General features: G+C 44.8%; 16 protein-coding genes. 8 read left to right on the forward strand and 8 right to left on the reverse strand.

Annotation, left to right across the window (positions count from 1 at the left end; all coding sequences use genetic code 11):
* Positions 1 to 789 carry a sugar phosphate isomerase/epimerase family protein gene (locus BP688_RS04790; protein ID WP_290596886.1) on the forward strand — a complete coding sequence of 263 codons (789 nt, stop codon included), beginning with the start codon at positions 1 to 3 and terminating at the stop codon, positions 787 to 789.
* A 2-nt stretch (positions 790 to 791) separates the two neighbouring features.
* Here BP688_RS04790 and BP688_RS04795 read toward each other — a convergent pair whose 3' ends face one another.
* Genes BP688_RS04795 through pdxS form a run of 3 tightly spaced genes read right to left on the reverse strand, consistent with a single transcriptional unit; the run spans position 792 to position 3,245 of the window.
* Positions 792 to 1,655, reverse strand: a complete 864-nt coding sequence (locus tag BP688_RS04795; RefSeq protein WP_290623323.1) for a DMT family transporter — start codon at positions 1,653 to 1,655, stop codon at positions 792 to 794.
* Positions 1,645 to 2,238, reverse strand: coding sequence for a pyridoxal 5'-phosphate synthase glutaminase subunit PdxT (pdxT, locus tag BP688_RS04800; RefSeq protein WP_290596888.1), 594 nt, complete (start codon positions 2,236 to 2,238; stop codon positions 1,645 to 1,647). The genes BP688_RS04795 and pdxT overlap by 11 nt, the downstream gene beginning before the upstream one ends.
* A complete protein-coding gene (gene pdxS / locus BP688_RS04805) occupies positions 2,235 to 3,245 on the reverse strand; it encodes a pyridoxal 5'-phosphate synthase lyase subunit PdxS (RefSeq protein ID WP_290623324.1) in 1,011 nt (336 codons plus the stop codon). Before pdxS ends, pdxT begins: the two co-directional genes overlap by 4 nt.
* Before the next feature lie 219 nt (positions 3,246 to 3,464).
* On the opposite strand from pdxS, the gene polC reads away from it, so the two are divergent.
* From polC to BP688_RS04820, 3 genes are read left to right on the forward strand one after another with little or no spacing between them, the layout of a single operon-like run.
* Positions 3,465 to 6,899, forward strand: coding sequence for a DNA polymerase II large subunit (gene polC, locus BP688_RS04810; protein WP_290623325.1), 3,435 nt, complete (start codon positions 3,465 to 3,467; stop codon positions 6,897 to 6,899).
* 36 nt (positions 6,900 to 6,935) lie between these two features.
* Positions 6,936 to 7,352, forward strand: a complete 417-nt coding sequence (locus BP688_RS04815; RefSeq protein ID WP_290596891.1) for an Lrp/AsnC family transcriptional regulator — start codon at positions 6,936 to 6,938, stop codon at positions 7,350 to 7,352.
* 35 nt (positions 7,353 to 7,387) lie between these two features.
* The gene (locus BP688_RS04820) at positions 7,388 to 8,305 is read left to right on the forward strand and encodes an ADP-ribosylglycohydrolase family protein (protein ID WP_290596892.1); all 918 of its coding nucleotides are present in this window, start codon (positions 7,388 to 7,390) and stop codon (positions 8,303 to 8,305) included.
* On the opposite strand, the gene ligD is transcribed toward BP688_RS04820, so the two are convergent.
* Together ligD and ku are read right to left on the reverse strand one after the other, a co-directional pair.
* Entirely contained in the window at positions 8,292 to 9,245 is a 954-nt protein-coding gene (gene ligD, locus BP688_RS04825) for a non-homologous end-joining DNA ligase (RefSeq protein ID WP_290596893.1), read from the reverse strand. The two genes, BP688_RS04820 and ligD, sit on opposite strands and share 14 nt — an antisense overlap.
* Positions 9,242 to 10,009: a non-homologous end joining protein Ku gene (gene ku, locus BP688_RS04830; RefSeq protein ID WP_290596894.1), complete on the reverse strand. Its 768-nt coding sequence runs from the start codon at positions 10,007 to 10,009 to the stop codon at positions 9,242 to 9,244. The genes ligD and ku overlap by 4 nt, the downstream gene beginning before the upstream one ends.
* A gap of 155 nt (positions 10,010 to 10,164) precedes the next feature.
* On the opposite strand from ku, the gene BP688_RS04835 reads away from it, so the two are divergent.
* Positions 10,165 to 11,499 carry an NAD(P)-dependent malic enzyme gene (locus tag BP688_RS04835; RefSeq protein ID WP_290596895.1) on the forward strand — a complete coding sequence of 445 codons (1,335 nt, stop codon included), beginning with the start codon at positions 10,165 to 10,167 and terminating at the stop codon, positions 11,497 to 11,499.
* Between the two features lie 77 nt (positions 11,500 to 11,576).
* On the opposite strand, the gene aspS is transcribed toward BP688_RS04835, so the two are convergent.
* Both aspS and cbpB read right to left on the reverse strand, forming a co-directional pair.
* A complete protein-coding gene (gene aspS / locus BP688_RS04840) occupies positions 11,577 to 12,869 on the reverse strand; it encodes an aspartate--tRNA(Asn) ligase (protein WP_290623326.1) in 1,293 nt (430 codons plus the stop codon).
* Positions 12,870 to 12,899: 30 nt separating this feature from the next.
* A complete protein-coding gene (gene cbpB, locus BP688_RS04845) occupies positions 12,900 to 14,135 on the reverse strand; it encodes a peptide-modifying radical SAM enzyme CbpB (RefSeq protein WP_290596897.1) in 1,236 nt (411 codons plus the stop codon).
* A gap of 205 nt (positions 14,136 to 14,340) precedes the next feature.
* Between cbpB and BP688_RS04850 the strand changes: the two genes are divergently transcribed.
* Positions 14,341 to 14,730, forward strand: a complete 390-nt coding sequence (locus tag BP688_RS04850) for a LysR family transcriptional regulator (RefSeq protein WP_290596898.1) — start codon at positions 14,341 to 14,343, stop codon at positions 14,728 to 14,730.
* On the opposite strand, the gene BP688_RS04855 is transcribed toward BP688_RS04850, so the two are convergent.
* Positions 14,714 to 15,808: an FAD-dependent monooxygenase gene (locus BP688_RS04855; RefSeq protein ID WP_290596899.1), complete on the reverse strand. Its 1,095-nt coding sequence runs from the start codon at positions 15,806 to 15,808 to the stop codon at positions 14,714 to 14,716. The two genes, BP688_RS04850 and BP688_RS04855, sit on opposite strands and share 17 nt — an antisense overlap.
* Positions 15,809 to 15,856: 48 nt before the next feature.
* Here BP688_RS04855 and rgy point away from each other — a divergent pair, with 48 nt between their 5' ends.
* Complete coding sequence (gene rgy, locus BP688_RS04860) at positions 15,857 to 19,051, forward strand: reverse gyrase (protein WP_290623327.1); 3,195 nt, start codon at positions 15,857 to 15,859, stop codon at positions 19,049 to 19,051.
* A gap of 241 nt (positions 19,052 to 19,292) precedes the next feature.
* Entirely contained in the window at positions 19,293 to 20,486 is a 1,194-nt protein-coding gene (locus tag BP688_RS04865) for an acyl-CoA dehydrogenase family protein (RefSeq protein WP_290624546.1), read from the forward strand.
* Positions 20,487 to 20,490: the final 4 nt, after the last annotated feature.

Consider the following 20,490-nt stretch of genomic DNA (forward strand, 5'->3'; position numbering starts at 1 on the left):
ATGCGGCTTCTTTTCTCCTCAATGTTCCTTTACGAGTACTCTACGGACATGATTGCCAAAGCCATTGACCTTGCAGAGTATGACGGAGTCGAGTTCTGGCCAGAAACTCCACATTTCTGGGTGGATAGAGATATGGAGAAACTGGAATGTTTTTTAGACTATGAAATGGCAGTACACTCTCCTGTTCTTGATTTAAATCCCGTTTCTGTGAACAATGATGTGTGCGACCTCACTCTGCGGGAAAGTCTGTATGCGGTCTCGCTGGCAGCAAAAATGAAAGCCTGGCCAGTTACAGTGCATGCGGGGAAGAGAAGTGCGGCAAGGGAACCGGTGTGGGCTGACTATCTATCTCTGAACAGGTATCTGAGGATTCTAAGCAGATATGCGAGAATAAAGGGGGTTGATGTGGGCTTGGAGAATTCAGAGAACAGGATAAACAACCTGTGCAGGAAGGCAGATGAGGTTAAAAAGTTTGTTGATGCCAATAATATCAAATTTACACTTGACATCAAGCACGCACTGCTTAACGGAGGAGTTAACGAGTTTATCGAACCTCTCTTCGACAAGATTTGCAATATTCACGTCAGCTTCTATGATGAGAAGGGAAGACATGTGCAGCCGAGTAGGGGAGAAACTGTGAAGGAGGCTTTGGAGAAAATAGCTGATCTGGGATATAGTGGGACAGTTACAGTTGAGCTTGATGATCTCGGCATTGGAAACATGGATTTTATGAAGAAGGTTGAGATTCTTAGGAAGGAAGGACATTTTGTTGAGAAGTTTTTTGGTTGAGGTTATTTACTTGTTGCAGTTATATAAACACCGGTAATAGTTATTATACCACCTATGACTGTGAAAATGTCTGGAACCTCATTCAGTGCATAGAAAGCAAATATTGCCGTAAATAAAGGGACGAGATAAACGTAAACAGCCACACTCGTCGAGTCAGAGTCTGAGAGGGCGTAGTACCATACAACGTATGCAAAAACTGAACATAAAATGGAAAGATAGAGCAGTGCTATCGCAGTCTCAAAACTGACAGAAATTGGGTTTGCAACTCCACTCCACATAGCGAATGGGATCAGGAATACTGTTCCCAAGGAAAAGGCATATGCTGTCAGAGTTTCGTGATCGTATTTCAAAAGCATTTTTGAGCCAAGCAGCGTATAAACCGCCCACAGAAAGCCATCTATTATCATCAAGACATCTCCGAAAAATGTTTCTGATGTGAAAAAGTCCATCTTGCCCTTAGAGACTATTAAAATAACACCTGCAAAGGAAATGAGCACACCAAAAATCTTTCTTGCATTTGCTTCTCCTCTCACAAACCCCCATATTGCAACAAAAACTGCAGAAGTGTTGATTAGGATTGCAGCATTTGTGGCTGTGGTATATTCAAGAGCCAAAAACTGGAAAGCATAGAGCAGAGACACCCCGGACATGGCAAGAACTGAAATGTACAACCAGTCTTTCGGGTTTATTCCACCAAAACCTTTCCTCCAAATGACCCATGCAAGCAAAAGGGGTGATGCTATCAGGAACCTGTAAAAGGCGAGATTGTATGGATCGAGTTCTCTCAAACCAACTTTAATGAAAATAAAGGACCCTGCCCATATGAACATCGTTAGGGCGAGGAGTAGATGTGTTTTAGAATTCATTTAGCCTCAAGAAGTATTCGTGAATTCTTGTGTCATCCGTCAACTCAGGGTGGAAAGCCAAACCCAGTATGTTATTCTCCTGAGCAGCAACCACATACTCCTCAAACCTTGCCAGAACCTCCACGTTTTTACCAACTTCCACAATAGCTGGCGCTCTTATGAACACTGCATCGAACCTACCGATGTGCTTTACATCAAGCTCAACCTGAAAGCTTTCCCTCTGCCTGCCAAAGGCATTTCTCTTAACTCTGACGTTCAGCAGTCCGAGAAGTCTGGTGTCGGTCTTGATTACCTGTTCGTCTCCATACTTTGAAAGCAGGATAAGTCCAGCGCACGTTCCCATCACTGGCTTTCCACTCTCGGCAAGCTCGATAATCTCATCTGCTATACCATCAGAAAAAATGAGCTTGCTGATGGTCGTGCTTTCTCCGCCTGGGATAATCACAGCGTCGCTCTCTGAAACAACTCCTGCCCTGCGGGTAGCAACAACTTCTCCGTCAATTCCTAATTTTTTGAGGGTTTTTTTTACTGCAATTACGTGTTCCTCTACATCTCCCTGAACTCCAATGACAGCTACTCTCATACACCTCTCGTCTGCAGTCTCTCCTCTTCGCTGAGCTTGAACACATCCAATCCTTTCATTGCTTCTCCCAACCCTTTGGAAACCTCTGCCACAACTTCTGGTTCATCGTAGTGCTGCACCGCCTCAACTATGGCTCTGGCATACTCAGGTGGGTTGGAAGATTTGAAGATACCTGAACCTACAAACACTCCGTCCGCTCCAAGCTGCATCATCAGGGCAGCATCCGCTGGAGTGGCAACTCCACCAGCAGCAAAGTTTACAACTGGCAGTCTTCCGATCTCTCTTATCTCCAGAAGTACTTTGTAGATGCCATCAATGATCTCACCGAGCGTATACTCTTCAAACACCACATCGTTCCTACCAACCTCGCCAAGCCCCATGTCTCCCTTTACAGCTGATGTAAGCTCTGCATACCTTGAGGCATACTTCTCGGCCACGTCGTATATCCTCTCCTCTGGCAACCTCCTAAGCTCGTCAATAGCCCTGTTGATTAACCTCATGTGTTTTACAGCTTCAACAACGTTGCCAGTCCCTGCTTCGCCTTTTGTCCTTATCATCGCCGCTCCTTCCCATATTCTCCTCACTGCCTCTCCAAGACTTCTTGCCCCGCATACGAAGGGGACAACAAACTTCCTCTTGTCAATGTGGAAAAAGACGTCTGCTGGAGTTAGCACCTCGCTCTCGTCAATCATGTCAACTCCAAGAGCCTCAAGTGCCCTTGCCTCTGCGATGTGTCCTATTCTGCATTTGGCCATAACTGGAATTGTGACTGCATCAATGATCTCCTGAATCTTCTTGGGGTCTGCCATTCTTGCCACTCCCCCAGCGGACCTGATATCTGCTGGTACCTTGTGCAACGCCATGACAGCCACAGCTCCAGCTTCTTCAGCTATGGCAGCCTGTTCAGCGTTGGTTACATCCATTATTACTCCACCTTTCTGCATCTTGGCAAATCCCCTTTTTATGAGCTCCGTGCCAAATTTAAGCTCCTCAAGATTTACTTTCATCGTTTTAGCTTCGCAATGGCTGAATATAAAGTTTGGGCTAAGGTAGGACAGCCGAACATGTGTAATAATAATGGTGAAAATTGACAATTAGATTTTAAAAATCATTAAAATCTTTTTGGGTATAACCCTATTGCTGTTGGAGACAAAGAATAGAAAAGCTTGATGATATCCTCTCGACCATCCAGAAGCTTTATTTTCTGACGAGCTAATGCATTAGAGATGAATCTCACCCTTGATGCCTTCTTTCCACTCTTTGATTCGGAGCAAAATGAGGATTTTTGGAGAATTGAAGAAATTCGAAAATACCATGATTTGCTCTTGACCGAACTTGAGCGTCTTTACAGAATTGCGGAACTTGCAAGACAGAAGGGCCTCGATCCAGAGCTTAGGGTAGAAATTCCAGTAGCGAAGAACATGGCTGAGAGAGTTGAAAAGCTGATGGGCGTTAATGGGCTGGCTGAAAGGATTATAGAGTTAGAGGAGAGAGGAGTTAGTAGAGAGATAATCTGTTTTAAGGTTGCGGAGGAAATTCTCGATGGTAAATTTGGAGAAATGGGTGTGGAAGAGGCGATAGATAAGGCTGTAAGAACTGCTGTAGCGATAATGACTGAAGGTGTAGTTGCGGCGCCGATTGAGGGGATTGCGAGAATAAAAATTGATAAGGACGATTTTCTGAGGGTTTATTATGCAGGGCCGATCAGGAGTGCTGGTGGCACTGCGCAGGTAATCTCGGTTCTTGTTGCAGATTACGTTAGAAGGAAGGCCGGGATTGGGAGATATGTTCCCACCGAGCAGGAAATTCTGAGATACTGCGAGGAGATTCCACTTTACAAGAAGGTGGCAAATCTGCAGTATCTTCCGAGCGATGAAGAGATCAGGTTAATAGTTTCTAACTGCCCCGTCTGCATTGACGGAGAGCCTACAGAGGATGCGGAAGTTGCAGGACACAGGAATTTGCCGAGGGTTGAGACGAACAGAGTGAGGGGTGGAATGGCTCTCGTTATAGCAGAGGGAATCGCTCTGAAGGCGCCTAAGCTCAAAAAAATGGTTGACGAGGTTGGTATCGAAGGATGGGGATGGCTTGATAAGCTGATAAAGGGAGGCAGCGGTGGGGATGAAAGGGACGACAAAGTTGAGATTAAACCGAAGGATAAGTATCTGTCAGATATTGTTGCAGGGAGACCGGTTTTCAGCCATCCATCACGAAAGGGTGGGTTCAGGCTAAGATACGGCAGGGCAAGGAATTCCGGCTTTGCAACCGTTGGTATAAGCCCAGCAACAATGGCTCTACTCGATTTCATTGCAGTAGGCACTCAGCTGAAGGTTGAGAGGCCAGGTAAGGCGGGAGGAGTTGTGCCAGTATCAAGCATTGAAGGACCGACTGTAAGGTTGAAAAATGGAGATGTTGTAAGGATTAGGACTGCAGGTGAGGCAAGAGCTCTGAAAGGTGAGGTTGAAAAAATACTTGACCTCGGGGAGATACTGATAAACTTCGGAGACTTCTTGGAGAACAACCACCCCTTAATTCCTGCTTCCTACTCCTACGAGTGGTGGATTCAGGAGGTAGAAAAGGCTGGAAAGGCTATAAGAGGGGATTACAGGAGGATCAGTGAGGAGGAAGCTCTAAAACTATGTGATGAGAATCATATCCCACTGCATCCCGATTACACCTATCTGTGGCATGATATAACTGTTGAAGAATATTGCTACCTCAGAAATTTTATTTCAGATAACGGTAAAATCGAGGCAAAACACGGAATAAGCTCTTTAATGCTACCCTTTGATTCCAGAGCGAAGGATGTTCTTGAAAAACTCTTGGTGGAACATAAGGTCAGAGAGAATTACATAGTAATCGAAACTTGGAAAGTACTCATAAGGTGTCTCGGACTCGATGAGCGTCTTGAGAAAATAACAGAAGTTTCTGGAAATGATGTCCTCGAAATTGTTAATGCTGTCTCAGGCATTAAGGTGAGGGCTAAGGCTCCATCGAGGATAGGAGCAAGAATGGGAAGGCCTGAGAAGGCAAAGGAAAGGAAGATGAGCCCCCCGCCCCACATTCTGTTTCCTGTGGGGATTGCTGGGGGTAAAACAAGAGATTTGAAGAATGCGATCAATTATACAAAGGACTACAACTCCGCAAAGGGAGAGGTTGAGGTAGAGGTGGCGTTAAGAAGGTGCAAAGAGTGCGGGAAGGAAACTTTTTGGCTTAAGTGCGATTGTGGAGGAATAACAGAGCAGATATACTACTGCCCTTCATGTAGAATAAAGAATGGGAGTGAGAGGTGCGTTAAATGTGGGAGAGAAACTAAGGGCTATTTCAAGAGAAAGATAAATATTAGAGAGATTTATGAAGCTGCGATAAGGAATTTAAAGGAACATGACTCCTTTAATACGATCAAGGGCGTTTTAGGAATGTCGTCGAAACTCAAAATGCCTGAGAGGCTTGAGAAAGGGATATTGAGGGCCAAACACGATGTCTACGTGTTTAAAGATGGAACTGCAAGGTTTGATGCCACTGACCTACCCATAACTCACTTCAGACCGAGAGAAATAGGCGTTAGTGTTAAAAAGTTGAGAGAGCTTGGGTATGAGAGAGATTATAGGGGGATGGAGCTTAAAAGTGAAGATCAAATTGTTGAACTGAAGCCACAGGACGTTATACTACCAAAAAATGGTGCTGAGTATCTTCTCAGGGTTTCAAAATTTATAGATGAACTCCTTGTGAAATTTTATGGCCTTGAGCCCTTTTACAATGCTGAAGACATCGAGGATCTGATAGGACATCTTGTCATAGGATTGGCTCCCCACACCTCTGCTGGGGTTCTTGGGAGGATTATAGGATTCTCAGATGTTCTTGCGGGTTACGCACATCCGTATTTCCATGCAGCAAAGAGGAGGAACTGTGACGGAGATGAAGATTGCTTTATGCTACTTCTCGATGGTCTACTGAACTTCTCCAGAAAGTTCCTTCCCGATAAAAGAGGAGGGCAGATGGACGCTCCACTCGTTTTGACAGCAATAGTTGACCCGAGAGAAGTGGATAAAGAAGTTCACAACATGGATGTCGTGGACAGATATCCAATTGAGTTCTATGAGGCGACTTTGAGATACAGCAGTCCGAAGGAAGTTGAAGATTACGTAGAAAAGGTTGGGGATAGGCTGAAGGATGAGATGAGGTTTTGCGGGCTTAAGTTCACTCACGACACCGATGATATCGCTGGGAGTGTAAAGGAGAGTGCATACAAGTACCTGAAGACGATGCAGGATAAAGTCTATCATCAGATGGAGCTGGCGAAGAAAATTGTCGCTGTTGATGAGCACGATGTTGCTGAGAGGGTTATAAATGTTCATTTCCTTCCAGATATAATCGGCAATTTGAGGGCGTTCTCCCGCCAAGAGTTCAGGTGTGTGAAGTGTAACACCAAATACCGCAGGATTCCCCTTGTAGGAAAATGCACGAAATGTGGTGGGAAACTAACACTTACAGTTCACAGCAACTCTATAATGAAGTATCTGGATTTGTCCAAATACCTTTGTGAGAACTTTAACGTTTCCGCTTATACAAAACAGAGACTACACCTTTTAGAGCAGGAAATAAAATCTTTGTTCGAAAATGAAGGCGAGAAACAGGTTACAATTTCTGATTTCGTTTAACAATACAACTATATAGTATTGGGTTCAAGTAATACCGTGGATGAAAAGGATTTGAAGATAATTCAGATGCTGGTAGAGAATGCCAGAATTCCAAAAACGAAGATAGCAAAGATGCTGGATGTTACTGAAGCAGCGGTGAGAAAAAGGATATCCAATCTTGAAAAAAGAGAGGAAATTCTCGGCTACAGAGCTATAGTAAACTACAAAAAGGTTGGGATAAGCGCCTCGTTGACGGGGGTTGATGTCGAGCCAGATAAACTGTGGTCTGTTGTTGAGGAACTGAAAAATCTTGAAGAGGTCAAGTCACTTTGGCTCACAACAGGAGATCATACTATAATGGCAGAAATCATCGCCAAATCTGTCAGAGAGCTCTCCGAGCTACATGAGAAAATCGAGAGGATAGAGGGTGTTAAGAGAGTTTGCCCTTCAATCGTGACAGACATACTGAAGTAAAAGATTTAATTGTGTGCACCCTCAAAGGAAGAACGATGGACAGGAAATTCAGAAACTGCATTCTCGGAGTTGCAGTTGGTGACGCCCTTGGAATGCCAGCCGAAGGACTTTCGAGGGAAGACATAAAGCAAATCTATGGTGAAATCAGGGATTTTTATCCCTCTCCTTATGGAGACCTTAAGCCGGGAGAATGGACGGATGACACAGAACAGATGCTTTTACTTGCAGAATCCCTGATTGAAACCGTTTATTTCAGTCCTGAGAACTTCTCCGAGAAACTGAAGAATTGGTTTTTGAGTACCAAAAGCCGTAGAATAGGTCCCAGCTCAACGAGGGCGATATCCAATCTTTTGAGTGGTATCCCTTGGAACAGGGCAGGAGTTCATAGCGACACGTGTGGGGCAGCTATGAGAGTAGCTCCGATCGGGTTGGTTTACCACTTCAGCTTAAATCTGGTGGAAAGGTATGCAGAACTCTCGGCGAGGGTTACGCATACAGGAAGTGGAGCGATATCTGGTGCTGTAGCTGTGGCAGTTGCAATTGCATGCAACGTTCTTGATTTCAGCGATGAAGAAATGCTTGCAGAGGTGCTGAGAAGAGTTGAAGCTATAGACTCTCTAATGGCGGACAAAATTAAGTATGCCTACGAAATTTCAGACAGAGATTCTGATTTCGCAGTTGAAAAAATTGGAAACACCATTTCAGCACTTGATGTTGTTCCAATGGCCTTTTACTGCTACTTTGCAGCAGAGGATTTTGAAGAGTCACTGGTGAGGGCTGCAAATACTGGAGGAGATGCAGATTCGATTTCAGCGATATGCGGTGCTCTGAAGGGGTCGGCAAGTCATGAAATTCCTGAAAGGTGGTTGAGAGGCCTCAAAGACAAAGACCTTTTAATTGAAATTGCTGATAAGCTCTATGATTTACACGTGAAAATCGTCAAGATTGCATAATCTTGCATTCCTCAGGGCTTTTATCATCCCTTAATCTGAGAAAAACAGGCGATCTGAGCTTTTGGTCTTCTGTCAACTCGAGAAATTCAACCTCACAAACGTAAACGGGTTTCACCCAGTGCACGCCCTTCTTCTCCATCTCAAAATGTGGCTTGCCTATCTCAATCTCATGCAATTTTTTTGAGAACCAGTCCATGAACTCTCTGTCAAATCCTGTTCCAACCTGTCCAACATGTTTAAATTTTCCGTCAGAATAAACTGCAAGAATTAGGGAGCCAAAACTTTCTTCTCTCTCCCCTTCTCCCTCCAACCATCCCACAATAACGCAATCAGCAGTATTTCTCTTCTTTATCTTCCTCCAGAACTTGCTTCTTTTTCCTATCTGGTATCTGCTATCCTTCTTTTTAGCAACTACTCCTTCAAGACCAATTTCAATCACTTTTCGGTACAGCTCCTCCCCTTTTTTGTTAATGAAGTCTGTTTTCATGATCCTTTCCGAATTTTCCATCACCTCATCAAGCACTTTTTTTCTTTCAATCAGCTCAAGGTCGGTGATCCATCCATCCTTTTGAGTGTATAGAACGTCGAAGGCGATGTATACCGCAGGGATTGTTTTGCTAAGAATCTCAATTTTGAATTTGCTGTCAACATGCTCTCTTTTTTGCAGAAGCGGAAAGGATGGTTTCCCATCCTTTGTAACCACGATCTCTCCATCAAGAATCGCATTCTGTTCAACTACCTTGAAGAAGTCAAGTTCAGGATAGCGGTGGGTTATATCTAAAAGTCTTCGGTTCTGCAATCTCAACCTGCGGTTTTCTACATCTACAAAGGCTATACAGCGAGTGCCATCCCACTTTATCTCGTAAATGAACCCATCGTCACTGAAAGGTGCACTTCTTACAGCAAGCATTGGTCTGATTTCTCTCTCAAACCAGCTCATGCCTCTTTTACAGCCTCCAGACTTGCTTTAAGAGCATCCATCAGGGACTTCACTTCTTCAACACCCTCAGTCACGGTTACCTCTCTCCCGGCAAGTTTGGCCTCGATCAGTTCCATCAAAGCCTCTTTGTATTCGTCTCTGTATTCTTCGAGCTTCAACGGCTTCTTCATCGCTATTACAAGCTTCTTGGCAAGCTCAAGCTCCTCCTCGCTAACTTCAATCTCAATACCCCAACCCGGTACCTCTGCCGGACTTCTGATCTCGTCTATGTAGTGAAGCTGGGTGAGGAGGAGACCGCCATCAAAGGCCTTAAGAGCGATGAGGTGCTCCTTACCTCTCATACCCATCTTGCCGATTGCCATACTTCCTGTCTCACTCATTGCCCTCTTGAGGAGATAATACGCCTTCTCTCCACCCTTGTCGGGTGAGACGTAGTAGAAGTTACTGTAATAGATTACTCCCAGCTCGCTGGGATCGAAGAACTGCTTGATCTCGATGCTCTTTACAGTTTTGAGAGGAACTTTTTCGAAATCTTCGTCAGTTAGGATAACATACTCATTTTTTGAAATTTCGTATCCCCTCACAATTTCATCATTTGAAACTTCTTTGCCGCATTTTTCACAAACCTTTTTGTATCTAATTCTACCGCCATCAGCAGAGTGCAGGAGGCTGAATTTCAGTTCCTTGGGTAAAATGGCGGTATATACCTTGACCGGGATCGTAACCAGACCAAAGGTGATGCTGCCTTTCCAGCTTGCTCTCATAGTGTATAATTTACCGCAGATGAAATAAAATTTCCGATGCAATCAAAAACGATAAATTGAGTTATTTTTAAATCGTGCTAAAATATAATACAAATATTCAATTTAGATACGTATTTAGTAAGAAGATTTAAATAACTAAAACAAACATAATACGTATGAATAAGGAAATTTTTGAAGAGAAGGGAAAGGAAAAGATATCTCCAAAATGGCACGCTTATTATAAGGGGAAGGTCGAGATACTCCCAAAGTGCCCGATAAGGGGTCTGGACGATTTCAGTGTCTGGTATACTCCCGGAGTAGCTGAGGTTTGTAATGAAATTGCTAACTCACCGGATAGGGTTTATGATTACACCAACAAATGGAACACTATTGCGATAGTAACCGATGGTTCGAGAACTCTGGGTCTGGGCAATATAGGGGCGATGGCTGCGCTGCCAGTTATGGAGGGAAAAGCCCTGCTGTTTAAGTATCTTGGCGCAGTTGACGCATTTCCACTTGTGATCTCCGAACAGGACCCGGAAAAGATCATTGAAATTGTAAAGGCCATCTCGCCAAGTTTTGGTGGAATAAACCTCGAAGATATTTCCACACCAAAATGCTTTTACATCCTCGAAAGGCTTCAGAATGAACTCAACATTCCTGTCTGGCATGACGATCAGCAGGGGACCGCAACTGCAACCCTTGCAGCCCTCATCAACGCACTGAAAGTCGTCGGTAAAAACATCGAAGATGTGAAAATTGCGATTGTAGGTGTTGGTGCGGCAAACGTTGCGACTATAAGATTGCTGAAAGCTGCGGGGGCAAATCCGGAGAAAATGTTTGTTGTGGATAGTAAAGGATTGTTGCATCCGGAGAGGGTAGACCTTGAAAAGAAAAAAGACATCAACCCGCACAAGTGGAGAATATGCCTTGAAACTAACGGTGAGAGAAGAAAGGGAGGGATGGAGGAGGCAATCAAGGGCACAGATGTTCTCATTGCGGCAAGCAAGCCCGGACCAGACGTTGTTAAGAAGGAGTGGATTGCCCAGATGAACAAGGACGCTATCGTTTTTGCATTGGCCAACCCCACTCCCGAAATATGGCCATGGGAGGCCAAGGATGCCGGAGCGAGAATTGTAGGAACCGGGAGAAGTGACTTTCCAAATCAGATCAACAACTCTCTTGTTTTTCCGGGAGTCTTCAGAGGTGCGTTGACGGTTAGGGCGAACAGAATAACTGATGACATGTGTCTCGCAGCAGCTCACGCTCTTGCCGACTTTGCCGAGAAGAACGGACTTTGTGAGGATTACATAATTCCGAAGATGACCGAAAAGGAGGTTTTTCCAGAAGTCGCAACGGCAGTTGGAGTTAAGGCTGTTGAACTCGGATTGGCAAAAGTTAACATGAGGGAGGAGGAGATATATGAACTTGCAGAGCTTATGATTTCGGCAACGCAAAGGAAAATAAAGAAGCTTTACGAGCTTGGTTTTATAAGGGAGCCTCCCTGTTAATTGCGGAGCAGATAGCTTTTACATTCCTGATACTGGCAAGTGGTACTGGCAACTTCAGAAGTGAAAAAGGTAGATAGTCAGGGAACAAGCCTGTGCCTGTCTCTTGGAAACAGCACTGCCTCTCTCACATTCTTCAATCCGAGCATTGACATCAGCAACCTCTCCGCCCCGAGTCCCCAACCAGCGTGGGGCGGCATGCCATAACGGAAGGCTTCGAGGTAGAATCCAAAGCTCTCAGGCTCCATGCCTTTTGCCCTTATACTCTCAACCAGCATGTCGTAGAGGTGAATTCTCTGCGCTCCACTCGCCAGCTCAAGCCATTCATGCATGAGATCAAAGCTCTTGCTGATCTCCGGCTTATCCTCGTAAGGCATCGCGTAGAAGGGCTTTGATTCAGTCGGCCAGTCTGTTATGAAGTAAAGCCCACCGATTTCGTCTCCAACGTGCTTTAGTGCAGTAGTGTTCAGGTCTTCTCCCCACGGAATTTCTTCACCCTTTTTTGCTGCAATCTCCATCGCCTCGTCATACGTTATTCTCTCGAAGGGAAGTTCGGGCACCTCCAAAGACAGCTCGAGCCATTGGAGATATCTCTCGCACTTCTCAGCCACATCCTCGTAAACCCTATACACGAGCCTCTCAAGAACTTCCATAACACCATTGTGATCGGTGAAGCTCATCTCGATATCTATGGAAATCGCCTCATTCAGGTGCCTCGTCGTATTGTGCTCCTCAGCTCTGAATATCGGCCCTATCTCAAACACCTTCTCAAATCCCGCACCCATCAAAACCTGTTTGTAGAGCTGCGGGCTCTGATTGAGAAAAGCCTCCTTTTCGAAATAGCTGATGGGAAACAGCTCTGTGCCACCTTCAGTTGCTGTCGAAACAATTTTTGGTGTGTGAACTTCGATGAACCCCTCCTCACATAAAAATTCTCTGACAGTTTGCATCATCTGATGCCTTATCCTGAAAATTGCCTGCACCCTCGGTCTTCTTAAGTCCATGAAGCGGTGGTCGAGGCGCGTGTCAAGCTCTGCTGGTACTTTTTCGGTAACCTCAAGCGGTAAGGGAGCATCAGATTCGTTCAAAACCTCAATGGTTTCAGGAATAATCTCAAACCCACCCGGAGCCTTCTCCTCAACCTTGACCTCGCCAACAACCCTAATCACACTCTCCCTTCTAATCTTTTTGGCGAGCTTGAAGATTTCCTTGCTGACGAACTTCTTCGGCAGGGTTATCTGAGCGATTCCCTCTCTGTCTCTGAGCAGCAGAAAGACCAATCCGCCAAGATCGCGAACCTCGTGCACCCACCCGTAGAGTGTGACCTTCTGCCCCTCCATCTCTGGTGTGATGTCGGCAGTGTGAACTCGCATGCCTTTAAGATGGCACGACAGTTTTTAATTTTAACTGATCTCGTAAATCTTTTCCAGATTCCTCAGTTTTACAACATTTTCCACGTCTCCTCTTCTTATCACTCTGAAAGCATGCTTGATCACACTTTTGTAAAACTCGCAGAAAGGACTTCTCTCCATAAGAGATCCTCTTTCCGCGTACACCTCCGCTGGACAGGGGCTTCCACAGACATTTCTGTAAAGACACTCTTTGCAATCCTCAATAAGCTCCACTTTTCTGCTTCTGACATCTCTGAAGGCATTTTCGAGATTGTTCAGGTTCTCAAATCCCACTCTGAACTTCTCAAGCCCGATGAACTCACTGCACGGGAATAACCCATCGGGAGTTACCGCAAAGAACCTCCTTCCAGCTCCGCAGGGAGAGATGTCGCATTGTAGAACTCTCGAGTATGGTGCGATAATTCCAAGCATAATGTTTGCAAAATCACCAACAACTATCCTTCTGCCATTTTTCGTGTGCTCTATCGCCCTATCAACAGCCTTTATGAAGCTCTCAGCCGCTCGCTCTGGGTTAGGGCGAAGTTCTCTGCCACCCTTACTCGTGCCCCTGACGGGGTTCATGAGCGTAACCTCAACCTTTCCAGCCAGAAAGTCAATCATCTCTGGAAGATGGTCGAAATTGTACCTGTTTATCGTCGTTATGACGTTAAATCTTCCATACCCTTCAAACCAGTCCAGAATCTCCTGTATCTTCCTGTAGTGTCCCTTTCCCCTGAGAAAATTCTCAATTTCTTCCCTTGGAGAATCGAAAGATACTCCCACGTTAATTTCCTTTTCCCTCAGAAACTCCGCATCCTCCTCTGTCATGAGAAAACCGTTCGTCTGAAGTCCAAAGTAAAATTTAAAATCCTCTATCGCCCTGAAAATTAAATCCTTGCATATCAGAGGTTCTGCACCGTGAAAGATTACATTTCTGACTCCCATCTCCTCAAATTTAGTCAGCAACTCTTCAAGAGTCATATGGTCCATCATCCTGCCTCTCCTCCTTACCTCTACCGGGATGTAGCAGTATGGACAGTTTGCGTTGCAACTTTCGGTTACGTTGAGGTAAACAGTTCTAAAATCGACTTCAAACCGGTACTTTTCCATTCTGTTTCTCAGACTATCCTTGTTCTCAAGATAAAGTTTCTTCACTCTCCCTGGCAGTTTTCCATCGTGAATTGCCCAGAAGTTCGTTTCTGGATCAATGGTAACGTTAAAGTCGTCAATCTTGGCAGTTTCGAACATTTCTCCACCTCATAAAAATTTTAAAAGGGAGAGTCCTCCCCAGTCCTGACGTAATGCGTTAATCCACCATCGGGCTGACACTCGTACATGAAGCTGTAGATCATGCTTTTCAGTTTCTGGGAATGAATAAATTCTTTGTTTTTGTTATACGATTGTATTACAAAACTCTGAATACAATTATATTTCAAGACTATGATAGACTATTATGGAAATTAAGTTCAGAATGTGGATCGAAAAGAATGGTGAACATGTCATAGGAAAAGGTGGAGCACGGATTTTGAGAGCGATAGAGAAAGGAGGTTCGATATCGGCTGCAAGCAAGAGCCTCGGAATGTCGTATCGCTATGTGTGGGGCTACATAAAGAGAATGGAAAAGATCGTTGGAAAGGTTGTGAGCAGCTCAAAAGGAGGTAGCAAGGGTGGTAAAAGTGCGCTAACTGATAATGGAAAGGAGATTGTTGAATTTTACGAGTTTTATGAAAATTTAATGACAAAGTTGACATCTGGAGATTTCGTAAGGGGTAAAGTTGAAAAGGGCAAAGTTTTTCCTGAGAAAGAGTTGGAAGATGGAGAGGTAATCATATTAAAAGTTTAAGGACTGTGAAGGCGAGGGCTGGATCTCTGATAAGTCTGAGAACTATTTTGAAGACTGAGTTTGGTAATTGCAGGGTTGAGGGTTTGTCCATGTGCACTCCCGGAAAGTCAAAACCTTTCATGATCTCGAAGAGTTTCTCCATTTTTTGATCATCCATTGTGTAGAGTTTTCGTATTTTGTACCCAAACTTGTATTCTCTTCCAAGTTCCTTGATATACTTCTTCTGGTAACTATTGAAGTCTGGAAAGCTATCAGCAAGCTTTTCCGCTGCAACGAGCAGGTAGTATAGTCCTCCACCTGTGTAGGGCTTTACCATTCCCGCAGCATCACCTATGAGTGCCACGTTGCCCTTGGAGAAATCAATTAGCCTGTCAGGTATGGCTCCAGCATTAAGCTCGATTACACCCCCCCTCACCCTTTTTGACACTGAAGGGTGATCGTAAATCAGCTTATTGAACCTTTCCAGCGCTCCTTCTCTGCTTATCACACCAACTTTTGCAGTGTCACCAATAGGAATGGCGTATGCAAAGAAATCGCTCCACTTGTTTCCAAAGTAAAGTTCCACGTAGTTCTCATCTAAAGCCTCAAATCTCATCTCAGCCTGAAGTGCTGTAAAAACCCCTGGCCTCTCAAATCCAAAATGTCTTGCGACAGTTGAATTTATACCGTCTGCTCCGATTATCTTATCAGCTTTGATCTCTTTGCCGTTTAATATCGCTTTACTACCTCTGAATTTGGTTTTGGATTTGACAAAAACATCTGCGACATCTGACGCTCTCTCGAAGAGAAGTGTGTCGAGAATTTTTCTCTCGATAACATACGCATCTCCTTTAGCTTCAATGTAGTTTCCAAGGGGAGAGAAAAAGAAAGCTCCCTTTATCCTTTTCTCCAGAGCTTTCTCGATTTTACAGTAACGTCGGTATCTGTTAAAGCAAACATCACTGATAAGCCCGGCACATTGCACAGGAAAACCTGCTATCTGATGTTCTTCAGAAATCGCAACGTCCCCGTTTCTACCAAGCAGATACGCGGTAAGACTTCCTGCTGGCCCAGCACCAACGATCAGCGCATCATACACATTGAGGAGTATGAGTAAGAAATATTTATGCTTAGGGTTACTTCTTTCATGCCAGATGTTATTTACGCTAATCTCTGCCCAATTTGCGGTCATGATATGAGTTTTGATGAAATAGAGCATTCAGAATGTAAGAATAAGAACTGGGGACTCTGTGTGAGAGAAGAAGATAGAGAGGTTAGCGAATTTCTCCAATTCTTTGCGAAATGTGTTGGAAAACCAAGAGCTGTTCAGAAGATGTGGGCAAAGAGAGTTTTAAGAGGCGAGAGCTTTGCAGCTACAGCCCCAACGGGGGTTGGAAAAACATCTTTTGGCATCGCAATTTCCCTTTTTCTTGCCTTGAAAGGGAAAAGATGCTATATCATCTTCCCAACATCCCTTCTGGTATCCCAGGCAGCTCAAATTCTGGAGGAGTATGGTAGAAGGGCAGGCGTTGAAGTCTCCCTGAACCTCAAAAATACCGGAATAAAAGCTGGATGTTACCACGGCAGAATGGGTAAAAAAGAAAAGGAGAGCTTTTTACAAAACCTTAAAGAATTTCAGATTTTAATTACCACAACCCAGTTTCTATCGAGACATTATGAAGAGCTCGGCAGATTTGACTTCATTTTTGTTGACGATGTTGATGCAATTCTGAAAGCATCGAAAAATGTTGACCGAATCCTACATCTTCTCGGATTCTACTGGGACAGCAGGAGCAAAAGCTGGAAGGGTGAGGCTAAGGGATGCGTGATGGTTTCCACAGCTACAGCAAAAAAGGGCAAGAAAGCAGAGCTCTTCAGAAAGTTGCTAAACTTCGACATAGGTTCGTCCAGAATAACTGTTCGAAATATTGAAGATGTGGCTGTAAATGACGAAAACGTTGAAGTGATAGCTGAAATACTGCGGAAGACTGGTGCGGGAGGAATTATTTATGCGAGGACCTCTGAAGAGGCTGAGAAGATACACGATGCTCTGAAGGGTGAGTTCAGGATCGGTTTTGTTGGAACAGGAAAGAGCGGAGATTTTGAAAGATTTGCTGAAGGAGAGCTTGATTATCTTGTTGGTACAGCCCATTATTATGGTACGCTTGTTAGAGGTCTTGATCTGCCAGAAAGGATAAGATTTGCGGTGTTTGTTGGCTGCCCATCCTTCAGAGTGAAGGTAGAGGATGTTGATTCTCTCAAGCCTACAATGCTCAGAGTTTTGGCGATCATGTACCGAAACGTTCCTGAAATCGAGAGGATGCTCCCAAAGCTGGACAGGCAACCGGAGCTCTACAATGAGATGAGAAAAATTCTCAAGCGCGTGATGAGCGAGCAGAGACCGGGGATAAAGGACGTTGTTGTTAGAGAGGGGGAGGTAATTTTCCCGGATATAAGGACATACATTCAGGGTTCAGGAAGAACCTCAAGATTGTTTGCAGGTGGACTTACGAAAGGGGCATCTTTTTTGCTTGAAGACGACTCTGACTTGCTCTCTGCTTTTGTTGAGAGGGCAAAATACTACGATATTGAGTTCAAAACCCTTGATGAGGTTGATTTTGAGTCACTTGTTAAGGAACTGGACGAGAGCAGGGAGAGATACAGGAGAAGAACTGAGTTTGACCTGATAAAGCCAGCCCTTTTCATTGTAGAGAGTCCAACAAAGGCAAGACAGATATCTCGCTTTTTTGGCAAACCGAGCGTTAAAGTACTTGATGGGGCTGTTGTTTACGAGGTGCCCATGCAGAAGTTCATTCTGATGGTTACCGCAAGCATTGGGCATGTCACTGATCTCATAACGGACAGGGGCTTTCATGGGATAATTATCAATGGCAGGTTTATTCCTGTGTATGCGTCTATAAAGAGGTGCAGGGATTGCACCCATCAGTTCACAGAGGAAAGAGATAACTGCCCCAAGTGTGGAAGCTCCAACCTTGACGATTCGAAGAACAGAATAAATGCAATAAGAAAGCTCGCCCACGATGCAGAATTCGTTATTATCGGCACTGATCCCGATACTGAGGGGGAGAAGATTGCATGGGATCTGAAGAATCTCCTTTCAGGTTGTGGGGAGATAAGGAGAGCTGAATTTCACGAGGTTACGAGAAGGGCTGTGCTGCAAGCCCTCGAATCGCTCAGAGATGTTGATGAGAATCTTGTTAAGGCTCAAATTGTCAGAAGGGTGGAGGACAGATGGATTGGATTCGTTCTGAGTCAGAAGCTGTGGGAGAGATTCAAAAATCGCAATCTCTCTGCTGGGAGAGCTCAAACTCCGGTTCTTGGGTGGGTTATAGACAGATATCGCAAATCGAGGGAAAAGAAGACGATAGCCATAATTAGAGACCTTGATCTCGTTCTTGAGCACGACAAAGAGAAGTTTGAGCTGGATGTCAGGCTTGTAGAGGAGAGAGAAGAGCTAAGAAATCCGTTGCCGCCTTACACGACTGATACCATGCTGAGGGATGCGAATGTAATTCTCAAACTCTCTGCAAAACGAACAATGCAAATAGCCCAAGAGCTTTTTGAGAACGGACTGATTACCTACCACAGAACCGATTCGACGAGAGTTAGCGATGCAGGTTTGAGGATAGCGAAGGAGTATCTCGGAGATGATTTTGCTGGGAGAGAATGGGGAGAAGGAGGGGCTCATGAATGCATAAGGCCAACAAGGGCTCTGGATAAGGATAACCTCCAGAGACTGGTTCAGGAGGGTGTGATAATTGCTGAGGGGCTGAGCTGGCATCACTTTGCCCTCTACGATTTGATTTTCCGGAGGTTCATGGCATCTCAGTGCAAACCATTTTTTGTAAGAGTTAAGAAGTATAGTATTGAGTTTGATGGCAAAAGTGTGGAGGAGGAAAGGGTTGTTGATGCGAAGGGAAGAGCTTATGAACTTTATAAGGCTGTTTGGGTGAGAAAGGAGATACCTGCTGGCAGATTTCACGTTAATGCTGAGGTAAGCAAAGTCTCTAAGGTTCTGCCTTTAACCCAGTCTGAGATAATCCAGATGATGAGGGAGAGAGGAATAGGAAGACCCTCCACGTATGCTACTATTGTAGATCGCCTTTTCGCGCGTAACTACGTGAACGAGAGGTATGGTAGAGTAATTCCAACTAAGCTCGGTATCAATGTTTTTGACTATCTGACTGAAAATTATGGGAAGTTCGTCTCTGAGGATAGGACGAGAAATCTCGAGCTCAGAATGGATGCGGTCGAGAGGGGTGAACTGGACTACTTCAGGGCTTTGCAGGAAATTTATGAAGAGATTAAAGATGTGCTTTAGTTTTTGAGAGATTTACCGAACTCGTTGTAATGCTGCAGTCATTACACCATCCCCCAGCATCGAGAACTGCAATAGTTTTTCATTCTCACATTTATTACCAGTAATATATTGGCAAATTTGTAAACCATTTTTTCGTCTTTGATGAATTATTCACCTATAAATTTCCATCTATGTCAATTGAAAATCTTAAATTTCGATAAAAAATCGAAACCTTTAAAACTTACTCTGTGTAGTATGATTCATGTTGGCTGAATTTATCTTAACAGACGACCAGAAAGCCATAAAGGAGGCAGCGAGAGAGTTTGCAGAGAAGGAGTTTCCGAACTATGCAGAGGAATGCGACAAGGAAGAAAAATTCCCCTTTGAGCTGTGGAAGAAAGCAGCCCAGCTTGGCTTTATCGGAATGGCCATACCAGAAGAATACGGTGGGCAGGGATTGGGTGTTTTGGATTCATGCCTCGTTGTGGAAGAGTTCTGGAGGGTTGATGGCGGTTTAGGGCAGATTTTGTCCACAACCTTCGGTTCAGAGCAAATATTAGCATTCGGCAACGAGGAGCAGAAGAAGAAATACCTCCCACCCCTTGCCAAAGGAGAGAAGATATGCGCAGCCTGCTATACTGAACCTCAAGCAGGAAGTGATGTTGCAGGAATCAAAACAAGAGCGGACAAGGATGGAGATGAATACGTAATCAACGGGACAAAGATGTTCATAACAAATGGCACGATAGCGGACTGCTACATCGTTTTGGCCAGAACCGATCCCAATCCACCCAAGAGACACCACGGCATGTCTGTCTTCATTGTGGAGAAGGACATGCCGGGAGTGCAGGCGAACAAGCTCACGAACAAGCTGGGCATCAGGGCGAGCGATACTGCTGAGGTTGTGTTCAAGAACGTCAGGGTGCCGAAGGAGAACATGATCGGACAGGAGGGGCAGGGCTTCTACCAGACGATGATGTTCTTCAACGTCACCCGAATTCCTGTCGCGTTTCAAGCGGTAGGTTTGGCTCAGGGTGCTTTTGAGCTTGCCTACCACTACGCCAGAAACAGAGAGGTGTTTGAAAGGAAGCTCGCTAATTTCCAGGTTACGCAGGAAAAGCTTTCGAAGATGAGAACGGAACTTGAGGCTGCAAGATTGCTTGCCTACCAGGCAGCCTTCTTCCAGGACAAGATGGGCATGCCCGATCCCGGTTTAACTGCGATGGCCAAATACTACACAGCGAAGGTTGCTCAAGAGATAGTTCACGAGGCTTTGCAGATACACGGTGGTTACGGATTTATGGGCGAGCAGGCGATAAGCAGGATGTACAGGGATGTGAGGATTCTGGAGATTTACGAGGGCACAAGGGAGATCGAGCTTGAGGTTATTGGTAGATCACTGCTCGGCAAGATTCCTTCGAGGCTTAGCAGTGTGAGGAAGCATCCTCTGATGTGAATAT

The sequence above is a fragment of the Archaeoglobus sp. UBA230 genome, assembly GCA_002507545.1.
In the GTDB taxonomy this organism is placed as follows: Archaea; Halobacteriota; Archaeoglobi; order Archaeoglobales; family Archaeoglobaceae; genus Archaeoglobus.

Coding starts and splice junctions, on each gene's coding strand:
- BP688_RS04790 (WP_290596886.1), top strand. CDS start 1: ATGCGGCTTCTTTTCTCCTCAATGTTCCTTTACGAGTACTCTACGGAC.
- pdxT (WP_290596888.1), bottom strand. CDS start 2,238: ATGAGAGTAGCTGTCATTGGAGTTCAGGGAGATGTAGAGGAACACGTA.
- BP688_RS04865 (WP_290624546.1), top strand. CDS start 19,293: ATGTTGGCTGAATTTATCTTAACAGACGACCAGAAAGCCATAAAGGAG.
- ligD (WP_290596893.1), bottom strand. CDS start 9,245: ATGAGCTGGTTTGAGAGAGAAATCAGACCAATGCTTGCTGTAAGAAGT.
- BP688_RS04795 (WP_290623323.1), bottom strand. CDS start 1,655: ATGAATTCTAAAACACATCTACTCCTCGCCCTAACGATGTTCATATGG.
- pdxS (WP_290623324.1), bottom strand. CDS start 3,245: ATGAAAGTAAATCTTGAGGAGCTTAAATTTGGCACGGAGCTCATAAAA.
- BP688_RS04835 (WP_290596895.1), top strand. CDS start 10,165: ATGAATAAGGAAATTTTTGAAGAGAAGGGAAAGGAAAAGATATCTCCA.
- BP688_RS04850 (WP_290596898.1), top strand. CDS start 14,341: ATGGAAATTAAGTTCAGAATGTGGATCGAAAAGAATGGTGAACATGTC.
- BP688_RS04820 (WP_290596892.1), top strand. CDS start 7,388: ATGGACAGGAAATTCAGAAACTGCATTCTCGGAGTTGCAGTTGGTGAC.
- polC (WP_290623325.1), top strand. CDS start 3,465: ATGAATCTCACCCTTGATGCCTTCTTTCCACTCTTTGATTCGGAGCAA.
- aspS (WP_290623326.1), bottom strand. CDS start 12,869: ATGCGAGTTCACACTGCCGACATCACACCAGAGATGGAGGGGCAGAAG.
- cbpB (WP_290596897.1), bottom strand. CDS start 14,135: ATGTTCGAAACTGCCAAGATTGACGACTTTAACGTTACCATTGATCCA.
- rgy (WP_290623327.1), top strand. CDS start 15,857: ATGCCAGATGTTATTTACGCTAATCTCTGCCCAATTTGCGGTCATGAT.
- ku (WP_290596894.1), bottom strand. CDS start 10,009: ATGAGAGCAAGCTGGAAAGGCAGCATCACCTTTGGTCTGGTTACGATC.